The organism is Blastococcus saxobsidens, assembly GCF_002938435.1.
Classification (GTDB): Bacteria; Actinomycetota; Actinomycetes; order Mycobacteriales; family Geodermatophilaceae; genus Blastococcus; species Blastococcus saxobsidens.
In genome coordinates this window covers 42,800-69,126 of sequence record NZ_POQT01000025.1, presented here as the reverse complement: position 1 = coordinate 69,126, position 26,327 = coordinate 42,800, and the positions used below count along the sequence as shown (strand labels likewise).

Annotated in this window: 27 protein-coding genes and 1 riboswitch; of the genes, 8 read left to right on the top strand and 19 right to left on the bottom strand. The window is 74.6% G+C overall.

Going from position 1 to position 26,327, the window contains the following annotated elements; genetic code table 11:
* Window positions 1–60: 60 nt before the first annotated feature.
* Window positions 61–465 (bottom strand): hypothetical protein, encoded by a 405-nt coding sequence (locus tag C5507_RS22395; protein WP_158657621.1) that lies wholly within the window; start codon window positions 463–465, stop codon window positions 61–63.
* 197 nt (window positions 466–662) lie between these two features.
* Window positions 663–816: riboswitch (cyclic di-AMP (ydaO/yuaA leader) on the bottom strand.
* A gap of 261 nt (window positions 817–1,077) precedes the next feature.
* Between C5507_RS22395 and C5507_RS15065 the strand changes: the two genes are divergently transcribed.
* A complete protein-coding gene (locus tag C5507_RS15065; protein ID WP_104529333.1) occupies window positions 1,078–1,971 on the top strand; it encodes a metallophosphoesterase in 894 nt (297 codons plus the stop codon).
* 13 nt (window positions 1,972–1,984) lie between these two features.
* On the opposite strand, the gene C5507_RS15060 is transcribed toward C5507_RS15065, so the two are convergent.
* Genes C5507_RS15060 through C5507_RS15045 form a run of 4 tightly spaced genes read right to left on the bottom strand, consistent with a single transcriptional unit; the run spans window position 1,985 to window position 6,080 of the window.
* The gene (locus C5507_RS15060) at window positions 1,985–2,632 is read right to left on the bottom strand and encodes a class I SAM-dependent methyltransferase (RefSeq protein ID WP_104529332.1); all 648 of its coding nucleotides are present in this window, start codon (window positions 2,630–2,632) and stop codon (window positions 1,985–1,987) included.
* Between the two features lie 46 nt (window positions 2,633–2,678).
* Window positions 2,679–3,692 carry a GNAT family N-acetyltransferase gene (locus tag C5507_RS15055; RefSeq protein WP_104529331.1) on the bottom strand — a complete coding sequence of 338 codons (1,014 nt, stop codon included), beginning with the start codon at window positions 3,690–3,692 and terminating at the stop codon, window positions 2,679–2,681.
* 55 nt (window positions 3,693–3,747) lie between these two features.
* Window positions 3,748–4,593: an SDR family NAD(P)-dependent oxidoreductase gene (locus tag C5507_RS15050; RefSeq protein WP_104529330.1), complete on the bottom strand. Its 846-nt coding sequence runs from the start codon at window positions 4,591–4,593 to the stop codon at window positions 3,748–3,750.
* A complete protein-coding gene (locus C5507_RS15045) occupies window positions 4,593–6,080 on the bottom strand; it encodes a flavin-containing monooxygenase (protein ID WP_104529329.1) in 1,488 nt (495 codons plus the stop codon). Before C5507_RS15045 ends, C5507_RS15050 begins: the two co-directional genes overlap by 1 nt.
* Window positions 6,081–6,227: 147 nt before the next feature.
* On the opposite strand from C5507_RS15045, the gene C5507_RS15040 reads away from it, so the two are divergent.
* Window positions 6,228–6,881, top strand: coding sequence for a TetR/AcrR family transcriptional regulator (locus C5507_RS15040; RefSeq protein ID WP_104529328.1), 654 nt, complete (start codon window positions 6,228–6,230; stop codon window positions 6,879–6,881).
* A gap of 241 nt (window positions 6,882–7,122) precedes the next feature.
* Here the strand turns inward: C5507_RS15040 and C5507_RS15035 are convergent, their stop codons facing one another.
* Together C5507_RS15035 and C5507_RS22390 are read right to left on the bottom strand one after the other, a co-directional pair.
* Complete coding sequence (locus tag C5507_RS15035; RefSeq protein WP_104529327.1) at window positions 7,123–7,635, bottom strand: universal stress protein; 513 nt, start codon at window positions 7,633–7,635, stop codon at window positions 7,123–7,125.
* 107 nt (window positions 7,636–7,742) lie between these two features.
* Entirely contained in the window at window positions 7,743–8,492 is a 750-nt protein-coding gene (locus C5507_RS22390; RefSeq protein WP_158657620.1) for a DivIVA domain-containing protein, read from the bottom strand.
* Window positions 8,493–8,737: 245 nt separating this feature from the next.
* Between C5507_RS22390 and C5507_RS15025 the strand changes: the two genes are divergently transcribed.
* Both C5507_RS15025 and C5507_RS15020 read left to right on the top strand, forming a co-directional pair.
* Window positions 8,738–9,883, top strand: coding sequence for an LLM class flavin-dependent oxidoreductase (locus C5507_RS15025; RefSeq protein ID WP_104529326.1), 1,146 nt, complete (start codon window positions 8,738–8,740; stop codon window positions 9,881–9,883).
* Between the two features lie 52 nt (window positions 9,884–9,935).
* Window positions 9,936–10,562, top strand: a complete 627-nt coding sequence (locus C5507_RS15020) for an FMN reductase (protein WP_104529325.1) — start codon at window positions 9,936–9,938, stop codon at window positions 10,560–10,562.
* 35 nt (window positions 10,563–10,597) lie between these two features.
* On the opposite strand, the gene C5507_RS15015 is transcribed toward C5507_RS15020, so the two are convergent.
* The 3 genes from C5507_RS15015 to C5507_RS15005 form a co-directional block, all read right to left on the bottom strand.
* On the bottom strand, window positions 10,598–10,777 hold the full coding sequence (locus C5507_RS15015) for a hypothetical protein (RefSeq protein WP_104529324.1): 180 nt from the start codon (window positions 10,775–10,777) through the stop codon (window positions 10,598–10,600).
* Between the two features lie 144 nt (window positions 10,778–10,921).
* Window positions 10,922–12,496: an FMN-binding glutamate synthase family protein gene (locus tag C5507_RS15010; RefSeq protein WP_104529323.1), complete on the bottom strand. Its 1,575-nt coding sequence runs from the start codon at window positions 12,494–12,496 to the stop codon at window positions 10,922–10,924.
* 50 nt (window positions 12,497–12,546) lie between these two features.
* Entirely contained in the window at window positions 12,547–13,872 is a 1,326-nt protein-coding gene (locus tag C5507_RS15005) for an MFS transporter (protein WP_104529340.1), read from the bottom strand.
* Between the two features lie 255 nt (window positions 13,873–14,127).
* Between C5507_RS15005 and C5507_RS15000 the strand changes: the two genes are divergently transcribed.
* From C5507_RS15000 to C5507_RS14985, 4 genes are all read left to right on the top strand, one after another.
* Window positions 14,128–14,529, top strand: coding sequence for a cupin domain-containing protein (locus tag C5507_RS15000; RefSeq protein WP_104529322.1), 402 nt, complete (start codon window positions 14,128–14,130; stop codon window positions 14,527–14,529).
* Between the two features lie 120 nt (window positions 14,530–14,649).
* The gene (locus tag C5507_RS14995; RefSeq protein WP_104529321.1) at window positions 14,650–17,514 is read left to right on the top strand and encodes an FAD-binding and (Fe-S)-binding domain-containing protein; all 2,865 of its coding nucleotides are present in this window, start codon (window positions 14,650–14,652) and stop codon (window positions 17,512–17,514) included.
* Window positions 17,515–17,539: 25 nt separating this feature from the next.
* Window positions 17,540–18,025 (top strand): cation:proton antiporter regulatory subunit, encoded by a 486-nt coding sequence (locus C5507_RS14990; protein WP_104529320.1) that lies wholly within the window; start codon window positions 17,540–17,542, stop codon window positions 18,023–18,025.
* An 8-nt stretch (window positions 18,026–18,033) separates the two neighbouring features.
* On the top strand, window positions 18,034–19,200 hold the full coding sequence (locus tag C5507_RS14985) for a cation:proton antiporter (protein WP_104529319.1): 1,167 nt from the start codon (window positions 18,034–18,036) through the stop codon (window positions 19,198–19,200).
* Window positions 19,201–19,204: 4 nt separating this feature from the next.
* Here C5507_RS14985 and C5507_RS14980 read toward each other — a convergent pair whose 3' ends face one another.
* The 9 genes from C5507_RS14980 to nrfD form a co-directional block, all read right to left on the bottom strand.
* The gene (locus C5507_RS14980) at window positions 19,205–19,828 is read right to left on the bottom strand and encodes a GDSL-type esterase/lipase family protein (protein WP_104529318.1); all 624 of its coding nucleotides are present in this window, start codon (window positions 19,826–19,828) and stop codon (window positions 19,205–19,207) included.
* 60 nt (window positions 19,829–19,888) lie between these two features.
* Window positions 19,889–20,668, bottom strand: coding sequence for a crotonase/enoyl-CoA hydratase family protein (locus C5507_RS14975; RefSeq protein ID WP_104529317.1), 780 nt, complete (start codon window positions 20,666–20,668; stop codon window positions 19,889–19,891).
* A 140-nt stretch (window positions 20,669–20,808) separates the two neighbouring features.
* A complete protein-coding gene (gene fabG, locus C5507_RS14970; RefSeq protein WP_104529316.1) occupies window positions 20,809–21,579 on the bottom strand; it encodes a 3-oxoacyl-ACP reductase FabG in 771 nt (256 codons plus the stop codon).
* Between the two features lie 108 nt (window positions 21,580–21,687).
* Window positions 21,688–22,110, bottom strand: a complete 423-nt coding sequence (locus C5507_RS14965; protein ID WP_242611366.1) for an AAA family ATPase — start codon at window positions 22,108–22,110, stop codon at window positions 21,688–21,690.
* Window positions 22,111–22,142: 32 nt separating this feature from the next.
* A complete protein-coding gene (locus tag C5507_RS14960; RefSeq protein ID WP_104529315.1) occupies window positions 22,143–23,471 on the bottom strand; it encodes an AI-2E family transporter in 1,329 nt (442 codons plus the stop codon).
* Between the two features lie 68 nt (window positions 23,472–23,539).
* Window positions 23,540–24,349 (bottom strand): GNAT family N-acetyltransferase, encoded by an 810-nt coding sequence (locus C5507_RS22885; protein ID WP_158657619.1) that lies wholly within the window; start codon window positions 24,347–24,349, stop codon window positions 23,540–23,542.
* Window positions 24,350–24,360: 11 nt separating this feature from the next.
* Window positions 24,361–24,903, bottom strand: a complete 543-nt coding sequence (locus C5507_RS14950) for a hypothetical protein (RefSeq protein ID WP_104529313.1) — start codon at window positions 24,901–24,903, stop codon at window positions 24,361–24,363.
* Window positions 24,904–25,039: 136 nt separating this feature from the next.
* Entirely contained in the window at window positions 25,040–25,318 is a 279-nt protein-coding gene (locus C5507_RS14945) for a hypothetical protein (protein WP_104529312.1), read from the bottom strand.
* A gap of 68 nt (window positions 25,319–25,386) precedes the next feature.
* Window positions 25,387–26,322 (bottom strand): NrfD/PsrC family molybdoenzyme membrane anchor subunit, encoded by a 936-nt coding sequence (nrfD, locus tag C5507_RS14940; protein ID WP_104529311.1) that lies wholly within the window; start codon window positions 26,320–26,322, stop codon window positions 25,387–25,389.
* Window positions 26,323–26,327: the final 5 nt, after the last annotated feature.

Genomic DNA, 26,327 nt, shown 5'->3' with positions numbered 1-26,327 from the left:
ACGGCTGGCGGTGCGCCTGGTCGGGCAGCTGCGCCAGGCCGGCGTCGCCGCCGACACCGTCTACGGCGACCGCGGGCTCAAGGGTGCGATGAACGCGGCCTCCTCGGCGGCGCGGCGGTCCAGCTCGGCCTGGTCCGCGGCGGCCTGCGCCTGCGCGGCAGCGTCCTGGACGGCCTGGCGCTCGCTGCGGCTGGCAGCCAGCGCCCCCAGGGAGTCGACGGCGGTGGCCGCGCTGTCGGCCCCCGGGACCTGCTCGGCGGTCAGGCCCAGCTGCTCGGCGACGCTGACCGACTCCAGCTGCGGCTCGGCCTGCGCGGCCGGCTCGTTCACGGTGAGGACGTTGACCATCAGGCCGCCCGCGGCAGCGACGGCGAGGAGGAGGGCGGGACGCCGGGCGGGGCCACCGGCGCGGCGGCCGGGCTTCCGGCGGGCGGCACGGGCGATCGAGGTCGGGCGAAGGTTCATGGAAGGGAACTGCTCCAGGTGCAGGCACAGCGGTCCGGCCGTGCTCGACGGCGACGGACTGCTGCGAGGTGGTCGAGTGGCAGCGGGTGTCGGGCGGTGGCCCGGGCGCTCAGCGCGGGGAAGGCGCGCGCGAGGCTCCGTACCGGCTGCGGTTCCGTGCAAGGTGGGCCCGCAGGCTCGCCATGCGGCGGCTCTCCGTTTCTTCTGTCATGCCGCCTACCGGGTTAGCTGACGGGTTCGGGCCCAGAAGTGGTGGCCCTACTCGCTCCGGGACGTGCCGGCGCGTGATTCACCCCAGTGCTGCGGTGGGTCCCCGGTTCACCCGCGGCGCGATGGCAGCGAGGCGACTCGGCGGCGCCCGGCGGACCTCCCCGGCTGGGGAGAGAACGACCGGCCGGACCTCGCCACCGTAGCCGTCGTTACCGAGTCGTGACAATCCCCCGGACGGGATCTGTGGGGTGCGTCATCCCGCGGGCTCTCCCGCCCGTCGCCGCCGCTCATGACGTTTCGCTGACGAGCGCGCCGTCCCCGGGTCGACCGCCGGCCTACCGGGCACGGTTCTGCGGAGCCGGCCGCGGTCGGCGGGTCGGCACACCCTGGACGGAGGAACGCGTGAAGCGCTGGATCACCCGGATCGCCGTCGCCCTCGGTACGGCGCTCGTGCTGCTGCTCGTCTACGGGGTCGCGGTCGAACCGCGGTTCGTCCTCGACGTGGAACGCATGCAGGTCTCCGTGCCCGGCCTCGACCGGGACCAGGCAGGCACCGAGATCGCGGTGGTCTCGGACCTGCAGATCGGCATGTGGTGGTCCAACGAGGGCATGGTGGAACGCGCCGTCGAGACCATTGTCGAGGCCGGGCCGGACATCGCCCTGCTGGGCGGCGACTTCGTCTACAGCCACGAGCCCGACGTCGGCACCCAGGTCGACCGGGTGCTCGAGCTGATCGAGCCGCTGCTGGACGCCGGCATCCCCACCTTCGCCGTCCTGGGCAACCACGACTACGCCGTCGGAGCGGAGGACGAGCTGACCACCGCCCTGGAGGACGCCGGCGTGCCGGTGCTGGCGAACGAGGCGGTGACCGTGCCGTCGCCCGACGCCGGCCGGGAGGCCGGACAGCTCCACGTCGTGGGCCTCGGGCCGGCGGTCCCGGACCGGGTCGACGTGGACGCCGCGTTCGACGGCGTGCCCGACGACGCGCCGCGCGTCGTCCTCATGCACAACCCGACCACGTTCGAGCGCCTCCCGGCCGGTACGGCCCCGCTGGCGGTGGCCGGGCACACGCACTGCGGGCAGGTGGCGCTGCCGGGCGCCCCGCACTGGTCCTACATGGGCCTCACCGAGGAGGAGGCGCTCGTCGCCGACGGCTGGGCGCCGGCTGGGTACGGCGCCGAGGGCAACCGCATGTTCGTCACCTGCGGCGTCGGTTTCAGCGTGGTGCCGGTCAGGATCAACGCTCCCCCGCAGGTCGTGCTCTTCGAGCTCGTGCCGGACGAGGGCGGCCGCTGACCCGGCTGAGCGGTCAAGGGAGCCGCCAGACCGTCGTCCGCCGCACATCCGGGCCTTCGGTGTCGGGCACGTCGTACACCGCCAGCGGGGTCAACCGGTCCTCCGGCAGGTAGATCCGTCCCGGGTCGCCGATGAGCACCTCGGCGCCCCGCGCCCGCGCCGCGTCGAGGAACGGCAGCACCCTGCCGGTCATCTCGCGGTCGTAGCAGACGTCGCCGGCCACGACCACCGCCACGTCCGGTGGCTCGCCGCCCAGCACGTCGCCCACCGGCGTGATCCCGCCGGCGCCGTTGCGCTCGGCGTTGACCGTGATCGCGGTGAGCGCGAACGGGTCCACGTCGCTGGCCAGGACCGAGGCGGCGCCCGCCCGGACCGCGGCGACGGCGACCAGCCCGCTGCCGGCACCGAGGTCGAGCACCGATCTGCCCGCCACCAGCTCGGGGTGGTCCAGCAGGTACCGCGCCAGCGCCTGGCCACCCGGCCAGGCCGCGGCCCAGAACGGCGGGTCGGTCGAGGTCCGGCCGTGCTCGGTCTCCATCGCCTCCCACAGCGCCACGACGTCGGCCGCGATCAGCAGCTCCACCTCCGGCACCAGCTCCGGGCGGACCGGGCGGGTGTGGGCGCGCACGAATTCGGGCGGGACGGGGCTGTCGGCGGGCACCCGGGCAGTCAACCGCACGGTCGGTGCGGCAGCGCGCGAGCCCGATTCAGATCCGCAGCGACCAGGCCGACAGGTGCCCGGCGGGCCGGAAGCCGAGGGCCTCGTTGACCGCCACCATGGGTGTGTTGCTGTCGGAGTTGTACGTGCTGATCCGGCGGACCTCCGGGAACCGCACGGCCAGGTCCCGGAGCACGGCCGCCTTCACCCGGGCGCCGAGCCGGTGGCCCCGGTGCTCGCGCAGGACCAGGGTGCCGCCCTGGTGGGCGCGCTCGGGCTGCTCCAGCGGCACCTGCAGGTCGGTGAAGGCGACCAGCCGGCCGTCGCCGGTGACCGCGCCGGCGGAGAGCACGGCCCGCCCGCGGGCGACGTGGGAGCGCTCGTACTCGCGGATGCGGTCGCCGTCCCACTCCTCCTCCTCGACCGGCAGGTCGCCGTGCGGCGCGTCGGTGGTCATGCGCCGCTCCAGGAGCGCGCGGTCCTCCAGCAGCGGGTCCGGCGTCCGGTCGCGCCAGGTGACGATCTCGTAGCTGCCGCCCGTCCTGGCCGCCTCCGCCTCGAGCGCGGCCAGCCGCTGCCCGTCCACCGGCAGCACGAGGTCCCGGCGGGTCTCGACCAGGTCGCAGGTCCAGCCGTGCCGCTCGGCGAACGCCCGCCCCGGCGAGGCGGGCGAGGCCTCGTCGACCTCGGCGATGAGGAGCGTGCGGTCGCACTCCCCGGCGTGCGCCCGGCCGTCGGCGAGCAGTGCGGTGCCGAGCCCGCGCCGCCGGTGGCCGGGGTGCACCGCGACGTCGAGGTAGGCGACGGAGGTGTTGTCCTTCAGCGGGAGCAGCACCCGCAGGGCCCCGACCACGGCGCCGTCGGCCACGGCGGCGCGGTGCAGGCCGTCCCGCGAGCCGCCCGGCGCCACCAGCTCACGACCCAGGGCGACGTGCTCCCGCGCGGGGCGAGGGGGGTCGTCCGGGCGGTCGTCGTGCTGCGCGGCCGCCCACACCTGGCACCAGGCGGGGAACAGGTCGTCGTCGGGGCCGAGGTCGACGATGCGGGCTACCGGGGCGGTCACCCCCTCGTTCTACCGCCCCTCGCAATCCCTTTTCGCCCGTCGGCACCGCGCCGGGCTACGCGGAGGCCGGCGGCTTCGCCGGCGCCGCCCGCCGGGCGATCAGCTTCCAGTAGCTGCCGGGCAGCAGCCGGACCAGGACGTCGGGCACCGTAGCGCTCCAGCCGATGAGCAGCCGCGGGCGGCGCTTCTCGATGGCCGTCACGATCTGCGCCGCGGCCTGCTCCGGTGGCATGCGCAGGAGCTTGGCGAACTGCTTGCGGCCCACCTCGTACTCCTCCGGCGAGACACCGGAGCCGGTGCGCGCGCTCTCCGCGATCCGGGTCCGGATGCCGCCGGGGTGCACCACGGTGACGCCGACGCCGTCCTCTGCCAGCTCGTGCCGCAGCGACTCGCTGAACCCGCGCACGGCGAACTTGCTCGCCGAGTAGGCCGCCTGTCCGGCCGGGGCGAAGATGCCGAAGACGCTGGAGACGTTGACGACGTGCGCCCCCCGGTGCTTCTTGAGGACCGGCACCATGGCGTGGGTGAGGCGGACGACGGCACGGAAGTTGATCGCCATCACCCAGTCGAACTCCTCCAGGGTGACCTGGTCGAATCGCCCGCCGAGAGCCACGCCGGCGTTGTTCACCAGCAGCGTCGTCTCGGGGTGCTCGGCCACGAGCGTCCCGGCCAGGGCCGCCGTCGCGTCGTCGTCGGACAGGTCCACGACGTGCGTGGCGACCCGGAGCGACGGGTGGTCGGCCCGGATCCGGCCGGCGACCCCGTCGAGCCGCTCGGCATCCCGGTCGACGAGCACCAGGTGGCTGCCCCGGCGGGCCAGGTCGAGGGCCAGCGCCTCGCCGATGCCGCTGGCGGCCCCGGTCACGACGGCGGTCCCGCCGGCGAAGGCGTAGTCGCGCATCACGCCACCGCCTGCTGCGCCGCGGCGGCGGCCGGGGCGTGCTCCTGGAACGTCATGCCCTCGTCCTCCAGGGAGCCGCGCTTCATCATCCGGACGTCGAGGATGTAGTTCTGGTGCAGCTTCCACGGCGCGCGCCCGCCCTGCTTGGGCAGCCCGGCGAGGCTGCGCTGCACGTACCCGGACGCCAGGTCGAGGAAGGGCGCGTCGGCGCCCTCGGGCGGGGCGACCGGGGTGGCGGTCACGTACCCGTGGGCGTCGAGGTGGTCCAGCAGCCGGCAGACGTAGCGGTTGACCAGGTCTGCCTTGAGCGTCCAGGAGGCGTTGGTGTAGCCGATCACCATGGAGAAGTTGGGGACGCCGGAGAGCATCATCCCCTTGTAGGAGATGGTCTCGGACAGCTGCACCTGCTCGCCGTCCAGGGACAGCGTCATGCCCCCCGCCGGCAGCAGGTTCAGACCGGTCGCGGTGACCACCACGTCGGCCTCGAGGTGGGCCCCCGACTCCAGCTCGATGCCGGTCTCGGTGAAGGTGGCTATCCGGTCGGTCACGATGTCGGCCCTGCCCCTGCGCAGGGTGCGGAAGAGATCGCCGTCGGGGACCAGGCACAGCCGCTGGTCCCACGGGTCGTAGGGCGGGTTGAAGTGCGTGTCGACGTCGAAGCCGGGCAGCTGCTTGGCCGTCAGCCGGCGGATCAGGGCCCGCACCAGCGCGGGGCGACGGCGGCTGAGCTGGTAGAGGGCGGTGGAGGTCAGGACGTTCTTCCAGCGCACGATCGGATAGCTGATCCGGTCCGGCAGCCACGTCCGCAGCACCGTGGCCAGAGGGTCGCGCCCCGGCAGGGACAGGATGTAGCTCGGCGTGCGCTGCAGCATGGTGACCTTCTCCGCCTGCTCGGCGAGGTTGGGCACCAGGGTGACGGCGGTGGCGCCGCTGCCGATGACGACGACCTTCCTGCCCGAGAGGTCGAGGTCCTCGGGCCAGTGCTGGGGGTGGATCAGCTGCCCGCCGAAGCGCTCCTCCCCCTCGAACGTCGGACGGAAGCCTTCGTCGTACCGGTAGTAGCCGGCGCAGGTGTGCAGCCAGGAGCAGGTGAGCGTGGTCGTCTCGCCGGTGTCGGCGCGCTCGACGGTCACCGTCCAGCGGCTGTCCGCGCTGGACCAGTCGGCGGACAGCACCCGGTGGTGGTAGCGGATCTTGCCGGTGACGCCGAACTCGCGGGCCGTGTCCTCGATGTAGCGGCGGATGTCGGCGCCGTCGGCGATGGACGTGGACTCCTTCCAGGGCCGGAAGGAGTAGCCGAGGGTGAACATGTCGGAATCGGACCGGATGCCCGGATAGCGGAAGAGGTCCCACGTCCCGCCCATGGCGCCGCGTGACTCCAGCACCGCGTAGGACGTGCCGGGCCGCTCCGTCTCCAGGTGGCAGGCCGCCCCGATGCCGGAGAGCCCGGCACCGACGACCAGGACGTCCAGGTGCTCGCTCGTCATGTGCGCACTCTCCGCTTCGCTCGTCCGGCCGTGGCCGTGCTGGCCCGGGTTGTCGCAGGGACGCTGCCCACCCCAGGCTATCGACGCACTGTCGAACGAGTCAACGTGGTGTCGAGATACGGGCGGGCAGCGGTTATCCTTCGCCCCGTGCCGGCATCAGGGGGGAACCTTCCGAGCACCGGGCGCGGCCGACGGGCCGCCCGGCCCTCGGGCGACGACCGCGAACTGGCGATCCTCGCGACCGCCGAGCGGCTCCTGGGCGAACGGCCGCTGAGCGCCATCTCCGTGGACGACCTCGCCCGCGGGGCGGGCATCTCGCGGCCGACCTTCTACTTCTACTTCTCCTCCAAGGACGCCGTCCTGCTCTCGCTGCTCGACCGCGTGGTCAGCGAGGCCGAGGCGGCGATGCGGGCGGTCTTCGGCACCCCGGCCGCCACCTCCCGCGAGGGCTGGCACCGGGCCATCGCCGCGTACTACGAGACCTTCCGCGCGCACCGCGCCCTCACCGTCGCGTGGGCCGAGGCGCGGACCAGCAGCGAGGAGGTCCGCGCGCTGTGGTCGTCGGTCTTCGAGCGCTGGGTGCAGCAGTGCGCCGCGGCCGTCGAGGCCGAGCGCGCCCGTGGCGCGGCTCCCGCCGGCCTCCCGTCCCGGGACCTCGCCGTGGCGCTCACGTCGATGAACGAGCGCGTGCTCTACGCGACGTTCAGCGGCGACGGCCCGTCGGTGGCCGAGGGCGACGTCGTCGAGGTGCTGCTGGGGATATGGCTGTCGGCGATCTACGGACGCACGCCGACCGGCTGACGCCGCCCGTCGCAGGACCAGGGTCGCCACCGTGCCGCCGGTGAGGCTGCCGAACCGCAGCCGGCTGCTCGTCCGCGTCCGACCCGCGAGCGCCAGGTCAGCCGCGACGGGCGTCCTCCGGCCCCTCGCCGACGGCCCCACCGTGGTCCGCTGAAGTCCGCACGACGCTCCTCCCGCCCCGACCGCGACAGGACCACAGGTCAGCGGCAGCGTGCACCCCGCCGCAGCCCCCGCGACGGGGTCATCCTGCGGCGACCACCGGCTCGCCCTGCGCGTCGGTGAACTCGCGGCCGCCGTGCCCGCTGCGGATGACCGTCACCGGGCACGGCGCGTGGTGGACCAGCTGGTCGCTGACCGAGCCGAGCAGCAGGCCGGCGAAGCCCCCCTTGCCGCGCGCCCCGACGACGAGCAGGTTCGCGCCCTCGGCCGCGCCCAGCATCGCCTGCACGGGCGAGCGGTGGACCACGTGGCAGTGCACCCGCACGGCGGGGTCCAGCCCGGCGGCCGCGACGTGGGCGGTCAGCTCGTCGAGGACCGCCTTCTCCCAGTCGGCCAGGGGCGGCACGTAGCCGGGCTCCCACGTGCTGGGCTGCGGCGCGGTGGTCATGGACCAGGCGCGGACCACGTGCAGGTCGATGTCGGCCCGGCGGGCGAGCCGGCCTGCCCAGAGCAGGGCCTCCTGGGCGCACTTGGACCCGTCGTGCCCGACGACGACCCCACCGTCGATCCGCACGACCTCGCTGACCTCGTCCACCGCTGACCTCCTCGAGAACCGTCCGCCGGCGCCTTCCACCGGTGCGGTCAGACTCCCATCAGCCCGGCCGACGCGCGTCACCTGCCCGCGCGACATGCCACGCGCCGTCAGGCCCGCACGGGCTCCGCACCACCACCGGCGAGGGCGAAGTCGTCGGGATCGGGCACGCCCACGGCCCGCAGGGCCTCGCCGAGCCGGTCGGTGAGCTCCCGCAGCGCCGCCCGCGCCTCGTTCCGCTGCCGTTGGAGGTCCGCGACCTCCGCGGCGAGCGCGTCGCGGGCGGCCTCGGCCTCGGCCGAGGCCTGCTCGCGGGCCCGGGTCAGCACGTCGGCGGCGTCCGCGCGGTCGCGCTCGGCGGCGACCCGGAGCTGGTCCGCGACCTCGACGGCCAGCTCCTTGATCTCGTGCGCCTTGCGCAGCCGGGCGTCGGCCTCCAGCCGCGCCTCGGCGACCAGCCGGGCCGCCTCGGCGTCGGCCGCCTCCAGGACCTGCGCGGCCTGGTCCTCCGCCAGGCGCAGCACCTCTCCCACGCGGTCGGCCACGGACGGACGGGCGGCCGGCTGCTCGGCGAGCACCCGGCGGGAGATCGCCAGCTCCGCGGCGTAGGAGGCCACCCGGTCCAGCAGGTGCTCGCGCTCGCGCTGCGCCGTCGCCAGCTCCGCCTCGGCCCAGGCGACGTAGTTGTCGACCTCCAGCCGGTCGTAGCCCCGCACCGATCCGCGGAAGGAGGGGCGGTGGTCGAGCAGCGCCTCCAGAGCACCGGCCGGCCGTCGGACGGCGGGTGGCACCGCCCCGGGCGCCGTTTCCGCACCCTCGACACGGTTGTCCTCGAACTCGACACGCCGGACCATCCGCATGCGCCCCCCTGGGAAGTAGGTGCCGTCGAATCTGCCAGAGCCCGCACTTCGGGTGAGCCGCCGTGACAGGTCCGTGACCCGGCGTGCCGCACCCTCCGGTCACGCCACGGCGCGGTGTGCAGGATCCGCTACGGACCGCTGCCGACGGCAGGCGCCGACCCCCGAGAGGGCCGGGCATAGGACCGGCACCCGTGGTGTTGGGCGGGGTGAGATAGTTGTACTCTCAACTAGCGACGGAGACGGACATGCAGTTCGGCATCTTCACGGTCAGCGACATCACGACCGACCCGACCACCGGGCGCACGCCCACCGAGGCCGAGCGCCTGAAGGCGGTCCTGACCATCGCGCAGAAGGCCGAGGAGGTCGGGCTCGACGTCTTCGCGCTGGGCGAGCACCACAACCCGCCGTTCCTCTCCTCCTCCCCCACCACGACCCTCGCCTGGATCGCCGCGAGGACGCGGAAGCTCCAGCTCTCGACGGCCACGACGCTGATCACCACCAACGACCCGGTGAAGATCGCCGAGGACTACGCGATGCTCCAGCACCTGGCCGAGGGCCGGGTCGACCTGATGATGGGCCGCGGCAACACCGGCCCCGTCTACCCCTGGTTCGGGCAGGACATCCGCAACGGCATCGAGCTCGCGGTCGAGAACTACGCGCTGCTGCGCCGGCTGTGGACCGAGGACGTCGTCGACTGGCAGGGGAAGTACCGCACCCCGCTGCAGGGCTTCACCTCCACGCCCCGGCCGCTGGACGGCGTGCCGCCCTTCGTCTGGCACGGCTCCATCCGCTCGCCGCAGATCGCCGAGCAGGCCGCCTACTACGGCGACGGCTTCTTTCACAACCACGTCTTCTGGCCGAAGGAGCACACCCAGCGGATGGTGGACTTCTACCGCCGCCGCTACGAGCACTACGGCCACGGCGCCGCCGACCAGGCCATCGTCGGTCTCGGCGGTCAGGTGTTCATGCGGAAGAACAGCCAGGACGCCGTCCGCGAGTTCCGCCCGTACTTCGACAACGCCCCGGTCTACGGCCACGGGCCCTCGCTGGAGGACTTCAGCCGGGAGACGCCGCTGACGGTCGGCAGCCCGCAGCAGGTGATCGAGCGGACGCTCGGCTTCCGCGACTACGCCGGCGACTACCAGCGCCAGCTGTTCCTCATCGACCACGCCGGCCTGCCGCTGAAGACGGTGCTCGAGCAGCTCGACATCCTGGGCGAGGAGGTCGTGCCGGTCCTGCGCGAGGAGTTCGCAGCCCTCAAGCCGGCGCACGTGCCCGACGCCCCGACGCACGCCTCGCGGGTGGCCGCGGCCGGCGGCGGCAAGGACGCGACGGTGCATACCGGCGGCGACGAGGTCACCGGCGCGACGGCGGAGGCGGCGACCCGATGAGGCGCCTGAGAGCACGGCGGAGCCGTTCCGCTCCTGCACCGGAGGTGGGTCGATGAGCACGCGGACCCTCGCCGTGGTGAGCGCGGGGCTGGGCGTCCCGTCGTCCACCCGGCTGCTGGCCGACCGGCTGACGACGGCGACGGTCGACGCGCTGCGCGAGCGCGGCGTGACCGCCACGGTCGAGGTGGTGGAGCTGCGGCAGCACGCCCGCGACCTCGCCGACAACCTGCTCACCGGGTTTCCGGACCAGGCGCTGCGCGGAGCGGTGGACACCGTGGTGGGCGCGGACGGGCTGATCGCCGTCACGCCGATCTTCTCCGCGTCCTACAGCGGCCTGTTCAAGACGTTCTTCGACGTCCTGGACAAGGACGCCCTGACCGGCAAGCCGGTGCTCCTCGGCGCGACGGCCGGCACCGCGCGGCACTCCCTGGCCCTGGAGCACGCGATGCGCCCGCTGTTCGCCTACCTGCGGGCCACGGCTGCCCCGACGGCGGTGTTCGCGGCGTCGGAGGACTGGGCCGGTGGCGACGCCGGCAGCCCCGCGCTCGACGCGCGGGTCCGGCGCGCCGCCGGTGAGCTGGCCGACCTGGTGGCCGGCCGCCCGCCGACGGCGCCGGCCGATCCGTTCGCCGACCCGACGACGTCCTTCGAGGACCTCCTCCGCGGCAACGGCGGCTGAGCGGGCGGCCCTCTGTCCCGGCGGGGGGCCGCTGCTCAGTAGCCCTCCTCCTCCTCCTCGCCGCCTTCGCCCTCGCCGCCCTCCTCCTGTTCGATGACCCCGCCCTCGCCGGCTTCCTCGGCACCGCAGGCGGTCATGGTGAACGAGGCGGCGGCGATGGCGACAGCGGCGACGCCCGATCGCCAGCGACGGGTGGGGAGGGACGTGCGGTTCATGGCTTCTCCTCGGGGGACGGCCGACCGGGGATCGGTGCGGACACGCCCCCCTTCCTTCCCCGGCCGCGACCGCCCCACCCGGATCCGTCCCGATGTCATGGATCCGGCATGGGGGGTCCCCCAGGACCGGCCGTCGGGGACGGCTCATCCCACGGCCGTGGGCGACGGCGGGGCCGAGCCGCCACCGGACTCCTCGCCGGTCATGAGCGCGACCACGGCGGCCCGGTCGGCGGCCGACGGCAGTCCCCACCCGGCCTCGTAGCCGTACACCTCGTGCAGGGACCGGGACGCGGTCCGCCCGGTCAGCACCTCCACCGAGCCGGTGTCGATCAGGCCCGGGTGCTCCACCCCGCACGCCTCGGCCACCTTGAGCAGGTCGCGGCGCAGCGTGCTGATGTAGTTGGCCGCCCGGGTGGACTTGAGTGCCGGGTCCAGGCCGTGCGCGAGCCAGGAGTTCTGCGTCGCCACCCCGGTCGGGCAGGTGTCGGTGTGGCACTTCTGCGCCTGGATGCAGCCGATCGCCAGCATCGCCTCGCGGCCGACGTTCACCATGTCGCAGCCCAGGGCGAACGCGACCACCGCGTTGTCGGGCAACCCGAGCTTGCCGGCGCCGACGAACACCACGTCCTCGGCCAGGCCGGCGCGCGCGAACGTCGAGTGGACGCGGGCGAAGCCGAGCTGGAAGGGCAGCGATACGGAGTCGGTGAAGATCAGCGGCGCGGCTCCGGTGCCGCCCTCCCCGCCGTCGATCGTCACGAAGTCCACCCCGCGCCCGGTGCCCGCCATGAGCCCGGTGAGCTCCTCCCAGAATTCCATGTCCCCGACGGCGGACTTGATGCCGACGGGCAGCCCGGTCTCCGCGGCCAGCAGCTCCACCCAGTCGAGCATGCTGTCGGCGTCGGAGAACTCGGCGTGCCGGGAGGGGCTCACGCAGTCGACGCCCTCGGGCACGCCCCGCGCCGCGGCGATCTCGGCGGACACCTTGGCGGCCGGCAGCACCCCGCCCAGGCCGGGCTTCGCGCCCTGGCTGAGCTTGATCTCCAGGGCGCGCACCGGCGCGCCCGCGACCAGGTCCTTCAACCGCTCCAGGTCGAAGCGACCGCGCTCGTCCCGGCAGCCGAAGTAGGCGGTGCCGATCTGGTAGACCAGCTCACCGCCGTTGCGGTGGTAGCGGGAGATCCCACCCTCGCCGGTGTTGTGCAGGCAGCCGGCCAGCGCCGCCCCGCGGTTCAGCGCCTCCACCGCCGCCCCCGACAGGGAGCCGAAGCTCATCGCCGAGATGTTGACGACCGAGGGTGGGCGGAAGGCCAGGGCCCGGCCGCGCGCGGCCCCCAGCACCTTGGCACAGGGCAGGTCGACGTCCTGGCCGGCCTGCACGTGCGAGGCGGGCACGGCCCGGCCGAAGGTGCGGTGCTTGATCACCGGGTAGCCGGCGGTGTACTCCAGGTCGTTGTCGGTGCCGAACCCGAAGTAGTTGTTCTCCTGCTTGCTCGAGGCGTAGACCCAGCGCCGCTGGTCGCGGGTGAAGGGGCGCTCCTCGTTGTTGCCGGCCACCAGGTACTGGCGCAGTTCCGGCCCGATCGACTCCAGCAGGTAGCGGGCGCGACCCACGACCGGGTAGTTGCGCAGCAGCGTGTGCTCGCGTTGCAGCAGATCGCGGACGGCGATCCCGGCCAGCGCGGTCAGGCCGGCCGCGGCCGCCCGCGGGAGAAGCGACATACCTCACTATGCCGCGACCCGGCCGGTCCTGCAGCGGCCGCTCGCGCAGCTCAGCGGTAGGCCGAGCCGCCGCGCAGCCGGGCGCGGACGGCGGTGTGCAGCGGCGCGAGGACGACGCCGTCGCGGGCCAGGCGCGCGCGCAGCTGCCGGCGGTGCCGCACCACGCCGACCAGGCCGATGGCCCAGAAGACGTACTGCACGGCGAAGGCGGCGCGGAAGGCCGCGAGGTCGTGGTCGGCCGACGGCCCGGGCGTGCTCAGGTCCAGCACCGCGCCGATGGCGAGGATCGTCAGCAGGGAGGCCACGAAGCCGCCGACGTTCACCACGCCGGTGGCACTGCCCAGCCGTTCCACCGGGTTCTCGGTGCGTGCGTAGTCGAAGCCGATCATCGACCCCGGCCCGTTGGTGCCGAGGACGACGACCAGCGCCACCAGCAGCGCCAGCGGAGCCGGTCCCGGCCACAGCAGTACGACCGTCCACACCGAGACCGTGGCCGCGAGGATGGCGAAGACCAGCACCGACCGGCGCAGCGGCCACCGCCCGCAGAGCCTTCCGAGCAGCGGCCCCACGCCCATGCCGACGAGGACGAGCACGGTGAGCAGCACGGCCGCCGTCCCCGGCGTGAGCCCCTGCCCCACCACGAGGAACGGGTAGCCCCAGAGCAGCGCGAACACCGTGCCGGAGAACTGCGTGACCAGGTGGGTGTAGAGCCCCAGCCGGGTGCCCGGCTCCCGCCAGGTGTCGGCCAGCCCGCGGCGCACGGCGGCCAGGCCGATCGCCGGGCCCCGGACGTCGCCGGCCGGCGAGTCCCGGAGGGCCACCAGCACCAGGACGGCGACGAGCAGGCCGGTGGCCGAGGCGCCCAGGAACGTCGCCTCCCACGAGGTGCCGTGCAGGAGCGCGACCAGCGGGTAGGCGGCCACGACCGACCCGAGCTGACCGAGGATGCCGGTCAGCTGCGTGACCATCGGGACGGTCCGCCCCGGGAACCACAGGGAGACCACCCGCAGGACGCTGATGAACGTCATCGCGTCCCCGGCGCCGACCAGCACCCGGGCGAGCACGGCGGTCGGCACGCCGTCGGCCAGCGCCAGCGCCAGCTGCCCCGCGGCCATCGTGACCGCGCCGGCCAGGATCATCCGCCGCGAACCGAACCGGTCCAGGGCCACGCCCACGGGCACCTGCAGCCCCGCGTACACCGTCAGCTGCAGCACCAGGAACAGCGAGACGGCGGACGCACCGGCGGAGAACCGCTCCTGCGCGTCGACGGCCGCCACCCCGAGGGAGGAACGGTGGAAGACCGCGACGGTGTAGGCGAGCAGCCCGACCGTCCAGGCGACGTACGCGCGTGCGGTCGTCCGCTCGGGTGTCGGCATGCTCACCCCTACTCCGACGCCCGCGTCGCGCCGTCCCTTCCGGATCGGACGGGTGAGTTGAGCCACCTGTGCCGGTCCCGTCACATTCTCCCCCTCGCACGCGCTGATCGCCCCGTCGGCGGCCAGGCGCCCGCCCGGCCGTGGACGGAGGACTACTCGGCCGCGAGCGGGGGCAGGACCAGCGCAGTCCGTGGGCCGACCGGCACCGGCCGGCCCACACCGAAGCACCAGCCGAGACGAGAGGAGCGCCGCCCCATGGCGTCCGTCATCCACTACACGATCGCCACCGAAGCCGAGAAGAGCCCGGACTTCCGCCGCGTGCTCTGGACCGGCAAGAAGACCCAGCTCGTCATCATGACCATCCCGCCGGGCGGCGAGATCGGCGAGGAGACGCACGAGGACATCGACCAGATCCTCACGTTCGTCAGCGGCATCGGAAAGGCCGTCATCTCCGGCTCGGAGAAGAACGTGGCCCAGGGCGACCTCGTCGTCGTCCCCGCGGGCACGAAGCACAACTTCCTCAACACCGGTGAGAACCCCCTGGTCCTCTACACCGTCTACGGCCCGCCGGAGCACGCCGACGGCGCGGTGCACAAGACCAAGGAGGAGGCCGACCGCCTCGAGGAGGAGGGCAAGGACGAGCCCCCGACGGAGTGATCCACGGCCGACCGCCCGCAGCGGTCGGAGCGAGGTGTGGCCGGGCACGGACGTGCCCGGCCACACCTGTGTCGGAGGCCGGTTGCGCCCCGCCCTCGGACCGGGACCAGACTCGACGGCATGAGCGCACCCGCCGCCCCCGCCTCGACCGAGCAGCAGGACGCCGGCCGCGCCGTCGCGACCGAGCTGCGTCGCGCCGGGCTGACCGACGTCGACGACTCGGGTCTGGCCCGCGCGCTGTACTCGTCGGACGCCTCCCTGTACCGGGTGCTGCCCCGGGCGGTCGTGCGCCCCCGCCACCCCGACGAGATCGTCGCCGCGCTCGAGGTCTGCCGGGAGCTGGGCGTGCCGCTGACCGCGCGCGGTGCCGGCACCTCGATCGCGGGGAACGCGGTGGGCACCGGCGTCGTCCTCGACACCAGCCGCTACCTGCACCGGGTCCACTCCGTCGACGCCGGGGCCCGGACCGCCACGATCGACCCCGGCGTGGTGCAGGCGGCCCTGCAGACGGCGGCCAGGCCGCACGGCCTGCGCTTCGGCCCCGACCCGAGCACGCACAACCGCTGCACGGTCGGCGGGATGATCGGCAACAACGCGTGCGGCTCGCGGGCCCTGGGCTACGGGCGGACGTCGGACAACGTCGTCGGCCTGGACGTGGTCACGGGCTCGGGCGAGCGGCTGACCTTGGGCGGGTCGGCCGCGGCCGGCGGGGTGCTGGAGGACCTGCGCACGCTGGTGGCCGGTGAGCTGGCGACCCTGCGCACCGAGTTCGGCCGCTTCGGCCGGCAGGTGTCGGGCTACTCCCTGGAGCACCTCCTGCCCGAGCGGGGGTTCGACGTCGCCCGCGCGCTGGTCGGCAGCGAGGGCACCCTGGCCGTGGTCCTCGGTGCCACGGTGCGGCTGGTCACCGACGCCCCGGTCCGCGGTCTGGTGGTGCTGGGCTACCCGTCGATGGCCGACGCCGCCGACGCCACGCCCGGCCTGCTCCCGCACGAGCCCACCGCGGTCGAGGGTCTCGACCAGCGCATCGTGCAGCGGCTGCGCGACGTGCCGGCCGCCACCGTCCCGGAGCTGCCGCGCGGCGACGGCTGGCTGATCGTCGAGCTGACCGGCGACACCGTGGCCGAGGTGCAGGCCAAGGCCCGCGGGGTGCTGGCCGACTCCGGCGCCCTGGACTCCCTGGTCGTCACCGACCCGGCGCAGGCCGCCGCCATCTGGCGGATCCGCGAGGACGGCGCCGGGCTGGCGGCGCGCACGTCCGACGGCCGCCCGGCGCACGCCGGTTGGGAGGACGCCGCCGTGCCGGTGGAGCGGCTGGGCGACTACCTGCGCGGCTTCGAGGCGCTGCTCGACGGCCACCGGCTGCAGGGCGTGCCGTACGGGCACTTCGGCGACGGGTGCGTGCACGTGCGCATCGACTTCCCGCTCGGCACCGGCGACGACGGCGGGCGCAGCGCCTACCGTGCGTTCGTCGAGGACGCCGCGCGGCTGGTCGCCGGCTACGGCGGCTCGCTGTCCGGCGAGCACGGTGACGGCCGGGCGCGCAGTGCGCTGCTCCCGCTGATGTACTCGCCGGCCGCCCTCTCCCTCTTCGAGCGGGTCAAGGGGCTGTTCGACCCGGCCGACGTCCTCAACCCCGGGGTCCTCGTGCGCCCGGTGCCCGTCGAGGACGACATCCGCATGGCCGCCGCCCCCCGGGTGACGTCCGGCACGCGGCCCACCCTCGCGCTGGCCTACCGGCACGACGGCGGGGACTTCTCCGCGGCCGTGCACCGCTGCACCGGTGTCGGCAAGTGCCGGGCCGACCTGCAGTCGACCGGCGCGGTCATGTGCCCGTCGTGGCCGGCCACCCGGGAGGAGAAGGACACCACCCGCGGCCGCGCCCGGGTGCTGCAGGAGATGCTCGCGCCCGGCGGGCCGGTCACGGACTGGCGCTCGCCGGAGGTCCACGACGCGCTGGACCTCTGCCTGTCCTGCAAGGGCTGCTCGAGCGACTGCCCGACGGGTGTGGACATGGCCTCCTACAAGGCCGAGGTGCTCCACCAGTCCTACCGGCGGCGGCTCCGGCCGATGTCGCACTACACGCTGGGCCGGCTGCCGTTCTGGGCCGACCTCGCCGCGCGGGCGCCGAAGCTGGTCAACGCCGTCCTCGCCTCCCGGCTCGGTGGCCGGCTGGCCAAGTGGGGCGCGGGCATGGACCCGCGCCGCGAGGTGCCGCCGTTCGCGCCGCGCACCTTCCGCCAGGAGTGGGCCGCCCGCACGGCACCCGCTCCCGCCGGCGGGCGACCGGTCGCCCTGTGGGTCGACTCCTTCACCGACCACTTCGCGCCGGAGGTGGCGCACGCCGTCGCGCGCGTGCTGGAGTCGGCCGGCTACTCGGTGCAGGTGCCCGGCGCCGACACCTGCTGCGGCCTGACCTGGATCACCACCGGCCAGCTGGACAAGGCCCGGTCGATCCTGTCCTCCACCGTCGAGGCGCTCCTGCCGCTGGCCGAGGCGGGCATCCCGATCGTCGGCGTCGAGCCGTCCTGCACCGCGGCGCTGCGCGGGGAGTCGCTGGAGCTGGTCGGCGGCGAGGCCGCGCAGCGGGTGGCGGCGGGGACGCGCACCCTCGCCGAGCTGCTCGCGGCGACGCCGGGCTGGACGCCGCCGTCGCTGGCCGGCGTGGAGGTCGTGGCGCAGCCGCACTGCCACCACACCTCGGTGCTCGGCTGGTCGGCCGACGCGGCGCTGCTGAAGCGGGCCGGGGCGACCGTCACCCGGCTGGGCGGCTGCTGCGGGCTGGCCGGGAACTGGGGCGTGGAGAAGGGCCACCACGACGTCTCGGTGACCATCGCCGAGCAGCAACTGCTGCCGGCGGTCCGCGACCTCGGCCCCGACGCCGTCGTCCTCGCCGACGGGTTCTCCTGCCGCACGCAGCTGGACCAGCTCGCCGGCCGGCGCGGGCAGCACCTCGCCGAGCTCCTGGCGGACCGGCTGGGCTGACCGCGGGTCTGCGACGATGCCCGGCGTGGAGCTCGAGGAGACCCTGCTGCCCGGCGTCGGCGTCCGCTACCAGATGAGGACCCGGTCGGGACAGCTGCTGGGCATCGTCGTGCAACGGGAGGGCGGCGCGGAGATCGCCGTCTTCGACCGGCGCGACCCCGACCGCGCGCGGGAGACCTTCCGGCTCGACGCGGAGGAGGTCGACGCCCTCGCCGAGGTCCTGGGCGCCCCGCGGCTGACCCAGCGGTTCGCCGACCTCTCCCGCGAGGTCCCCGGCCTGGAGTCGGCGCGGATCACCGTCCGGGAGAGCTCCCCCTTCGCCGGCCGGACGCTCGGCGACACCCGTGCCCGCACGACGACCGGCTGCTCGGTGGTGGCCATCGTCCGCGGCGCCGACGTCGTCCCCTCCCCCGCACCCGGGGACCCGCTGTACGCCGGGGACGTGCTCGTCGCGATCGGGTCGGCGTCCGGGCTGGCGCAGCTGGACCGGCGGCTCTCCGGCCAGGCGTAGGCCCCGCGGTGGACCACGTCGCCGCCCTGCTGGTCGAGCTGGGGCTGCTCTTCCTCGGGCTCTCGCTGCTCGGGCTGCTGGCGCGCCGGCTGGGGCTCTCCCCCATCCCGTTCATCCTCCTGGCCGCGCTGGCCCTCGGTGAGGGCGGGCTGGTGCCGGTGGAGAACGCCGCCCCCTTCCTCGAGGCGGCCGCCGAGATCGGCGTCGTCCTGCTGCTGCTGACCCTCGGTCTGGAGTTCTCCGCCACGGAGCTGTTCGCGTCCTTCCGCCGGCACGCGCCGTCCGGGCTGGTGGACCTGGTGCTCAACGGCCCACCCGGTTTCGTCGCCGGGCTCCTCCTGGGGCTCCCCTGGCAGGGGGCGCTGGCGCTGGGCGGGGTCACCTACATCTCGTCGTCGGGGATCGTCGCGCGGCTGCTCGGCGATCTGGGGCGGCTGGCCAACCGCGAGACGCCGGCAGTCCTCTCGGTGCTGGTGCTCGAGGACCTCGCCATGGCGCTCTTCCTCCCACTGCTGGTGGTGGCCCTGGCCGGCGAGGGGCCCGCGCAGGCCGCCGGCGGCATCGCGCTGGCAGTGGGGGCCGTCCTGCTCGTGCTCATGGCCGCCCAGCGGCACGGGCACCGGCTCGGCCGGCTGCTCAGCCACGACGACGACGAGCAGGTCATGCTGCGACTGATCGGCCTGACCCTGCTGGTCGCCGGGGCCGCGCAGGCGATGGGGGCCTCCGCGGCCGTCGGGGCGTTCCTCGTCGGCCTGGCGCTGCCGGCGTCCTTCGCCGAGCGCGCCCGGGCGATCCTCGGTCCCCTGCGCGACCTCTTCGCCGCCACCTTCTTCGTCGCCTTCGGGCTGGCCACCGACCCCGGCGCCATCCTCCCGGTGCTACCGGCCGCGCTGGCGCTGGCCGCCGTCACCACCGTCACGAAGGTCGGCACCGGCTGGTTCGCCGCCGCGCGCGACGGGGTCGCCGTGCCGGGGCGGCTGCGCGCCGGTACCGCGCTGGTGGCCCGCGGGGAGTTCTCGATCGTCATCGCCGGGCTGGCGGTCGGCGCCGGGCTGACGGCCGTGGGACCCGTCGCGACGGGGTACGTGCTCGTGCTCGCGGTGACCGGGCCGGTGCTCACCCGCTTCGTCGAGCCGCTGTCGACCCGGCTGGTGCGCGCGCCGGCAGCGGTCTGACCGTTCAGGCAGCGGCGTCGTCCCGGCGGGCCCGGGCGGCGGCGAGCACGTGCGGCTCGAGGGCCTGCGCGATCCGGGCGTAGCCGGCCGAGGACGGGTGGAACCGGTCGGCGGAGAACAGCGCCGGGTCGGCCACGAATGCGCGGGCCACCTCGCCGGCCACCGGCGCGACGGACGCTCCCGCGTCCTGGGCCACCTGGGCCTGGCGGTGCTGCAGCACGGCGCAGGCGCCGCGGACCAGCGGCCGGAGCGCGGGCGGGACGAACGGCACCATCGACATGTCCGGTGCCGGGACCACGACGACGTCGGCGCCGACCGCGCGCAGGGCGCCGACCGCGGCGGCCAGGGCTGCGGACGCCTGCTCGGCCGGCACGAAGCGGGCGAGGTCGTTGGCGCCGATCACGACGACGGCGAGGTCGGGCGCCAGCGCCGTCGCCCGGCGGACCTGGGCGGCCAGATCGGCCGACACCGCGCCGGGCACGGCGAGCACGTGCAGGTCGACGTCGAAGCCGGCGTCGGAGAGGGCACGGGTCAGCCGGGGGCCGAGGGCGTCGACCGGGCGGCCGGCGCCGGTGCCGAAGGCGAGGGAGTCACCCAGGACGGCGAAGCGGAGGGAGGTGCGAGCCACGCCCTGTGCAACGCCGCCGTCGCCCCCGGCACTCCCCTGACGGGAGAGACAGGACCGGCCTCAGCGGCCGCGCCAGACGGGGGCGCGCCGCTCGGCGAAGGCGGTGGAGCCTTCGCGCGCGTCCTCGGAGCCGAAGACCGGCCGCACGATCTCCTCCTGCCGCGCCCACGCCTCCTCCGGGCCCCATGCCGGCGCCGAGAGCACCACCTGCTTGGTGGCTGCCACGGCGAGCGGCCCGTTGGCCGCGATCGCCGTCGCGAGCTCGACGGCGGCGTCGACGGCGCCGCCCTCGTCCACGAGCCGGTTGACCAGACCGACCGCCGCGGCGCGCCCGGCGTCCACCGGCTCACCGGTCAGCAGCATCTCCAGCGCCACGGCGCGCGGCACGCGCTGGGGTAGCAGCAGCGCCGCCCCGCCCGCGGCGACCAGCGACCGCTTGACCTCGGGGACGCCGAACCGCGCCGTCCGCGCGGCGACGACCAGGTCGCAGGCGAGGACGAGCTCGAACCCACCGGCCAGCGCCCAGCCCTCCACCGCGGCGATCAGCGGCTTGCGCGGTGGGGTCTGGGTGATGCCGCAGAGGCCTCGCCCCGGGATGGCCGGGCTCTCGCCGCGCAGGAAGGCCTTGAGGTCCATGCCGGCGGAGAAGATGCCGCCGGCGCCGGTGAGCACACCGGCGCGCAGCCCGTCGTCGGCGTCGAGCTCGTCCATCGCCGCGGCGACGGCCCGCGCGACGTCGGCGTCGAGGGCGTTGCGGGCCGCCGGGCGGTTGATCGTCACCACCTGGACCGCACCCCGGCGCTCCACCAGGACCTTGCGGTCGTCGTCGCTGCCGGCCACGGACCCCCTCCTCGGATCGGGAAACGGCGCGGGGCCCGGCGCCGACGGCGACCGGGCCCCGCGCTGCAATGTGCTGGAACGGCCCCGCGTCAGGGCCCCGTCCCGAGCGTGCGAGGGATGGGGGGACGCGGGGTCCTTCTTCAGGCCTTCGGGCCGCCGGCGGCGTAGACGACCTGGCCGGACACGAAGCCGGCACCCTCGGAGACGAAGAACGACACCAGGTGGGCGATGTCCTCGGGCTGGCCGACGCGGGCCACCGGGATCATCGACGCGGCGCCCTTGATGAAGTCGTCGAAGGGGACGCCCATGCGGTCGGCGGTCGCCTTGGTCATCTCGGTCTGGATGAACCCGGGGGCGATGGCGTTGGCAGTGACGCCGAACTTGCCCAGCTCGATCGCGAGGGTCTTGGTGAAGCCCTGCAGCCCGGCCTTGGCCGTGGAGTAGTTGGCCTGACCGCGGTTGCCCAGCGCCGAGGTGCTGGACAGGTTCACGATCCGGCCCCACTTCTGGTCGATCATGTGCTTCTGCGCCGCGCGGGTCATGAGGAAGGCACCCCGCAGGTGCACGTTCATGACGATGTCCCAGTCGGAGTCCGACATCTTGAAGAGCATGTTGTCGCGGAGCACCCCGGCGTTGTTGACCAGGACGGTCGGCGGGCCGAGCTCGGTCGCGATCCGCTCGACGGCGGCCTCGACCTGGGCGGAGTCGCTGACGTCGGCGCCGACGGCCAGCGCGCGGCCACCGGCGGCCTCGATCGCCTCGACGGTGCCCTTGGCCGCGGCCTCCTCGAGGTCCAGGACGGCGACGGCGAAGCCGTCACTCGCCAGCCGCTGGGCGGTGGCCGCGCCGATACCGCGCGCCGCTCCGGTGACGATGGCCACGCGGGATGCCGTGGTGCCTGCCTCGCTCATGGGGTTCCCTTCATGTCGGATGCCCGCGATCACCGGGTGGGCCCGGCGCGCGGCGAGCTGCGCCCGACACGTTACGGCCGCCCCCTGCGGCACCGGTCGCAAGGTCGGTCACCCTCCCCCACCGGGCGGCCGGCCGACGACGTCGGCCCGGCCGAACCCCTCGGCCACCGAGGGCGGCACCAGCCGGCCGAGGGTGGCGAACACCCCCACCAGGGGCACCCGCGCCTGGCCCGCCCGGGCCTCGTTGCGGGCCAGGCAGACCTCCACCGGGGCATCGACCCAGACCGCGCGGACGGGGACGCCGGCCTCGCGCGCCGCGGCGACCAGCGCTGCCCGGTCCTCCGGGGACGGGTTGGGGTTGTCGACGACGACGCTGCGCCGGCGCCGCCAGGAGCTCGGCGACCACCCGTCGCTGGCGGGCCTCCCGCCTGCGGGCCCGGGGCTCGGCCCCCGTGCAGGGGCCCGCCGCGAGCCTGCGAGCGGTGGGGGCACGTGGGCCCTTCGATTGCCGCTGCCCTGCAGCCCGACCATCACCACCAGCTCCTGCCGGTCGCCGGGTGCGCTCAGCCCTGCCCCGCGCCCTCGGGCGGCTGCGACGCCGAGGAGCGGCGGTGCGGGTGGTGCGGCAGCCGGCGGATCGACGCCAGCGCGGCGCGGCGCGCGTCCATCCGCCGGCGCGCCCGCATGGTTCGCGGGGCCCTGGGTTCCTCGCGCAGGAGGGCGTCGAGCCAGTGACCGCGCGGGTCGACGTCGACCAGGAGCGCCTTGACCAGCAGCGTGAGCGGGATGGCCAGCAGCGCGCCCAGTGCGCCGAGCACCCAGCTCCAGAACAGCAGGGCGATGAAAGTGACGGTCATCGACAGCCCGACCGAGTCGCCCACGAAACGGGGCTGGACGAGCGTCTGGACGACGAAGTTCAGCAGCGAGTAGACGACGAGGATGGCGACGAACTCGCCCCAGCCGCCGGCGAGCAGCCCCAGCACGGCCGGCGGCGCCACGCCCAGCACGAAGCCGATGTTGGGCACGTAGTTGGTGATGAAGGCCAGCAGTCCCCACAGCGGCGCGGCCGGCACGTCCAGCATCGCGAGCGCGATGGTGTCGCCCACGGCGACGATCGCGCCGAACACCGTGCTGACCAGCAGGTAGCTGCGGGTGCCGCGGGTGAACAGCGTGAGGGCCACCGGCAGGTGCGGCCGCTCGGAGGCGACCAGGGCCATCCGCCGGCTGAAGCCGCTGGACTCGATGGCCATGAACACCAGCGCCGACAGCAGGAGCAGCAGCGTGCTGGCCGCGGAGGTGAGCCGGCTGAGCAGGTCGGTGGCCAGGCCGACCAGCGAGCCGTAGTCGATCTGCTGGACGAGGTCGGACACCTGACCGGAGACGATGCCCCGGTTGTTGAGATCGGCGACGACGTCGTTGATGAGCACCTGCGCCTGGTCGGCGTAGTCCGGGAGCAGGGCGGCGAACTGCGCCACCGACACCACGAGGAGCCCGACGAAGGCCAGCAGGACGGCCCAGACCAGGAGCAGCAGGACGGTGGTGGCCAGCCAGTGCGGCACGCCCACCCGCCGCAGCCAGCCCTGCACGGGGGCCAGGGCGATCACGACCACGAGGGCCAGGAACACCGGTGCGACCAGCCACGCCACCGCCTGGAGCCCGGCGATCGCGATGGTGGCCGCCGCCGCCCCGCCGATGACCAGCAACCACCGCGGCACGGTGGACTGCGGCGGTTCGGTCTCGAGCGGCTCCGTCAGCGGCACCTCGGCCGCCGCGGCCGCGTCCGGCTCCGGGTCCTCCGGCAGGGCATCGGGCGAGGACGGCGCAGCAACGGCCTGCTCGGGACGGGTGAGGGCGCGCGGACCCGGACCCGTCAGGCCCCGTCGTGCTGCCATTCCGCCCCTCCCCCTCGGTGCCGCCCCCTTCGTCCCGAACCGATCGCCGCAGCACGGCGGTGGCCGCGCTAGGCGGCCCCGTCCAGCAGCGCCGCCATCGCGGGCAGGTCGAAGAACCGGGCCATCTCGCGGGCGCTGGGGCCGCCGGCGTCCGGGTCGGCACCGGCCCGGAGCAGGGCCTGCACGGCCTCGGCCGACTGCTTGAACACCGCCGCGGCCAGCGCCGTCTGCCCGCGGTCGTTGGCCCGCGCGTGGTCGGCCCCCCGGGCCAGCAGGGCGGCCACGGTCTCCGGGTGCCCGTGGTACGCGGCGAGGATCAGCAGAGTGTCGCCCTTGTCGTTGGTCAGGTTCGCGGGGACACCGGCGTCCACGTAGGCGGCCAGCTCGTCGGTGTGGCCGCCGCGGGCCAGGTCGAAGACCCGGCCGGCGAGCTCGATGACGCCGGGGTCGATCTGCTGGCCGCTCACGGCCCCCAGCGTAGGAGACCGCAGCCGCCCCGGCCGGGTGCGGGCCGGTCGCTCACAGCGGCAGCTCGTAGCCGGCGTGCGATGGCGGAAGCCCAGGCCCTCGTAGAAGCGGTGGGCCTCGGCCCGTGACCGATCGGTGGTGAGCTGGACCAGAGCGCACCCGTGCCGTCGGCACTCCGTGACCGCCCACCACAGCAGCCCGCCGCCGAGCCCCGACCCGCGCCGGTCGGCCCGCACGCGGACGCCCTCGAGCTGGCCGCGCAGCGCACCGCCGCGGGAGAGCCCGGGCACGAAGGAGAGCTGGAGGGCGCCGACCACGTCGTCGCCGTCGGCCGCGACCACCAGCAGGTGGCCCGGGTCGGCGTCGATCCGGTCCGCCCGGCCCGGCGATCCCGATGCGGCTGCCTGCACGCCCGAGGGTGTCAATCCCCGGCAGCCTCGTCCGCGGACTCGGGTCGACCACCGAACACGTCGGCGGCGACCTCACGGCGGGCATGGGTCAGCCATTCGTGCTGCTCGTTGGCCTGGTCGATCAGCCGGTCGATGACCTCCACGTCCACGCGGTCGTCGACCGCCGCCACCTCGCGCAGCGTCTCGAAGCCGCTGCGCTTGGCCCGGACGGCGGAAGCGAGGAACTCGAACTCCACGAGGGAGCTCAGCGGTGACCGGCTCAGCAGCCGGCCGTTGAGCTTGACCCGGCTCAGCTTCTCCCCCACCCAGAGCCCGGCCTGCTTGTACCGACGGATGGACAGCCCCAGCTCGGCCATGATGCCCCTGAGCAGGTCGTGCTCCTCGCGCAGTTCGTCCAGCAACTGCTGCAGTCGCCCCGCGTAGACGCTGCCGCGGTGGGCTCCGATCATCCGCTTGACCAGTTCGATGCCGCCGACGGAGGCAGCCAGGTGGTCGTTGCAGTAGATGGTCAGCAGCTCGGCATGACGGATGCCGCCGCGAGTGGACTCGGACACGGGATCTCCCTGGGTCGTGACGGCATTCGGCCCGATTGTCATGGGCAACGGGTGCAACCGCACGCCAGCGCCGATCCGGCGGGCGGCAGCTGTGCGGATAGGGGCACCGCGACGCCGGAACCCGTCGACGAAGAGATCAGGTCGTCGGACCCGAGGTCCGGATGAGGGGTGGAACCCGTTCGGTCGCCGCGAGACCGCTCGCGACCGCGGTCATCCCGGAACCCGATAGCCCGCCGCCGGCGTCCACCTGCTCGCGTGCGGCGACGTAGACGACCAGCCAGATGGCCACGATCACCAGGATGACGCCCACCACGAGCGCGAAGAGACGCCCCAGCGACCGTGGCCTGCGCTGCTCCGGATCGGCCGGCCTGCCGTTCTCGCGCCGATGACCGGATCCGTCGGGCGTGCTCTCCATCAGTTCCTCCTCCGGACGTGAGACCTCCCGTCGACGTGTCGGTACCGGCGGTCCGGGACGGTACGAGGTCATGACCCCCTACGGCTGCCCGCGGCCGCGCGCGATGCGGCCGCCTCACTTGCGCGGGCACGGGCTCGCTGTGGTTCGACGGTGTATCGGGGATCCTTCGCGCTGGCCATACCGGCGTCGAAGACGCCGAACCGGGTGAGCACCGACCCGACCGCCAGCAGGGCTCCGCTCACGGCCGCGGCCGTACGGCTGCGACCGGCCAGCAGCGTCAGTCCTGCCCCCGTCGCCGTGCACGCACGTGCCGTCTTCAGCAGCTTCCCGGCCCGGCCGGTGCGGTAAGGCTCGCTGACCAGCCCGTGACCGTGCTCGACACGGTGCATCGCCGCGAGTTCAATCGCCGCGCCCATGGCCGCGACCCTGCGCGCCGGCCCCGCCTCGTCGAGCGGCGTGAGGGCCGTCGTGATCCCCCCGCCCGCGGCCATGGCCGAACCGGCGAAGACGACCGGCAGCTCCCGGTGGGCCTCGTGCCACGAGGGGACGGCTGTGTCGGCCAGCAGGGCTGCCGTGTACGTCGTCATCGGCCCGCCCAGGACCGCTGCCCCCGCGCCCGTGAACCGGCGCAGCAACGGGAACCTGCCCAGCAGGTGGGCGCCGGCCGTCGCGGTGGTCAGCGCGCTGAACGGCGCGAGGATCCAGGACCCCACCGACAGCGGCGAAGTGGTCTTGAGCACCCGCAGCATGTTGAGGAACCGGCTCGGCCGGCCCAGGTCGTGGATGAGGAAGGCCACCGAGGCCAGCGCCCCGCCGCCCGCGGTGAGGTGGGCCACCCGGGCCAGCGCCGGGCGGCGCGTCCCCTCGGCCAGTGCGCCCAGGACGGCGGAGGACCCGGCGGCGCCCCCGAGGAACAGGTAGAGCGGCACGTCCGGCGTCTTCCACACCGGTGGCTTGATGATCGGCCGGCCGTAGTAGGAGGTGAACTCGACCTCGTCGACCATGGGGA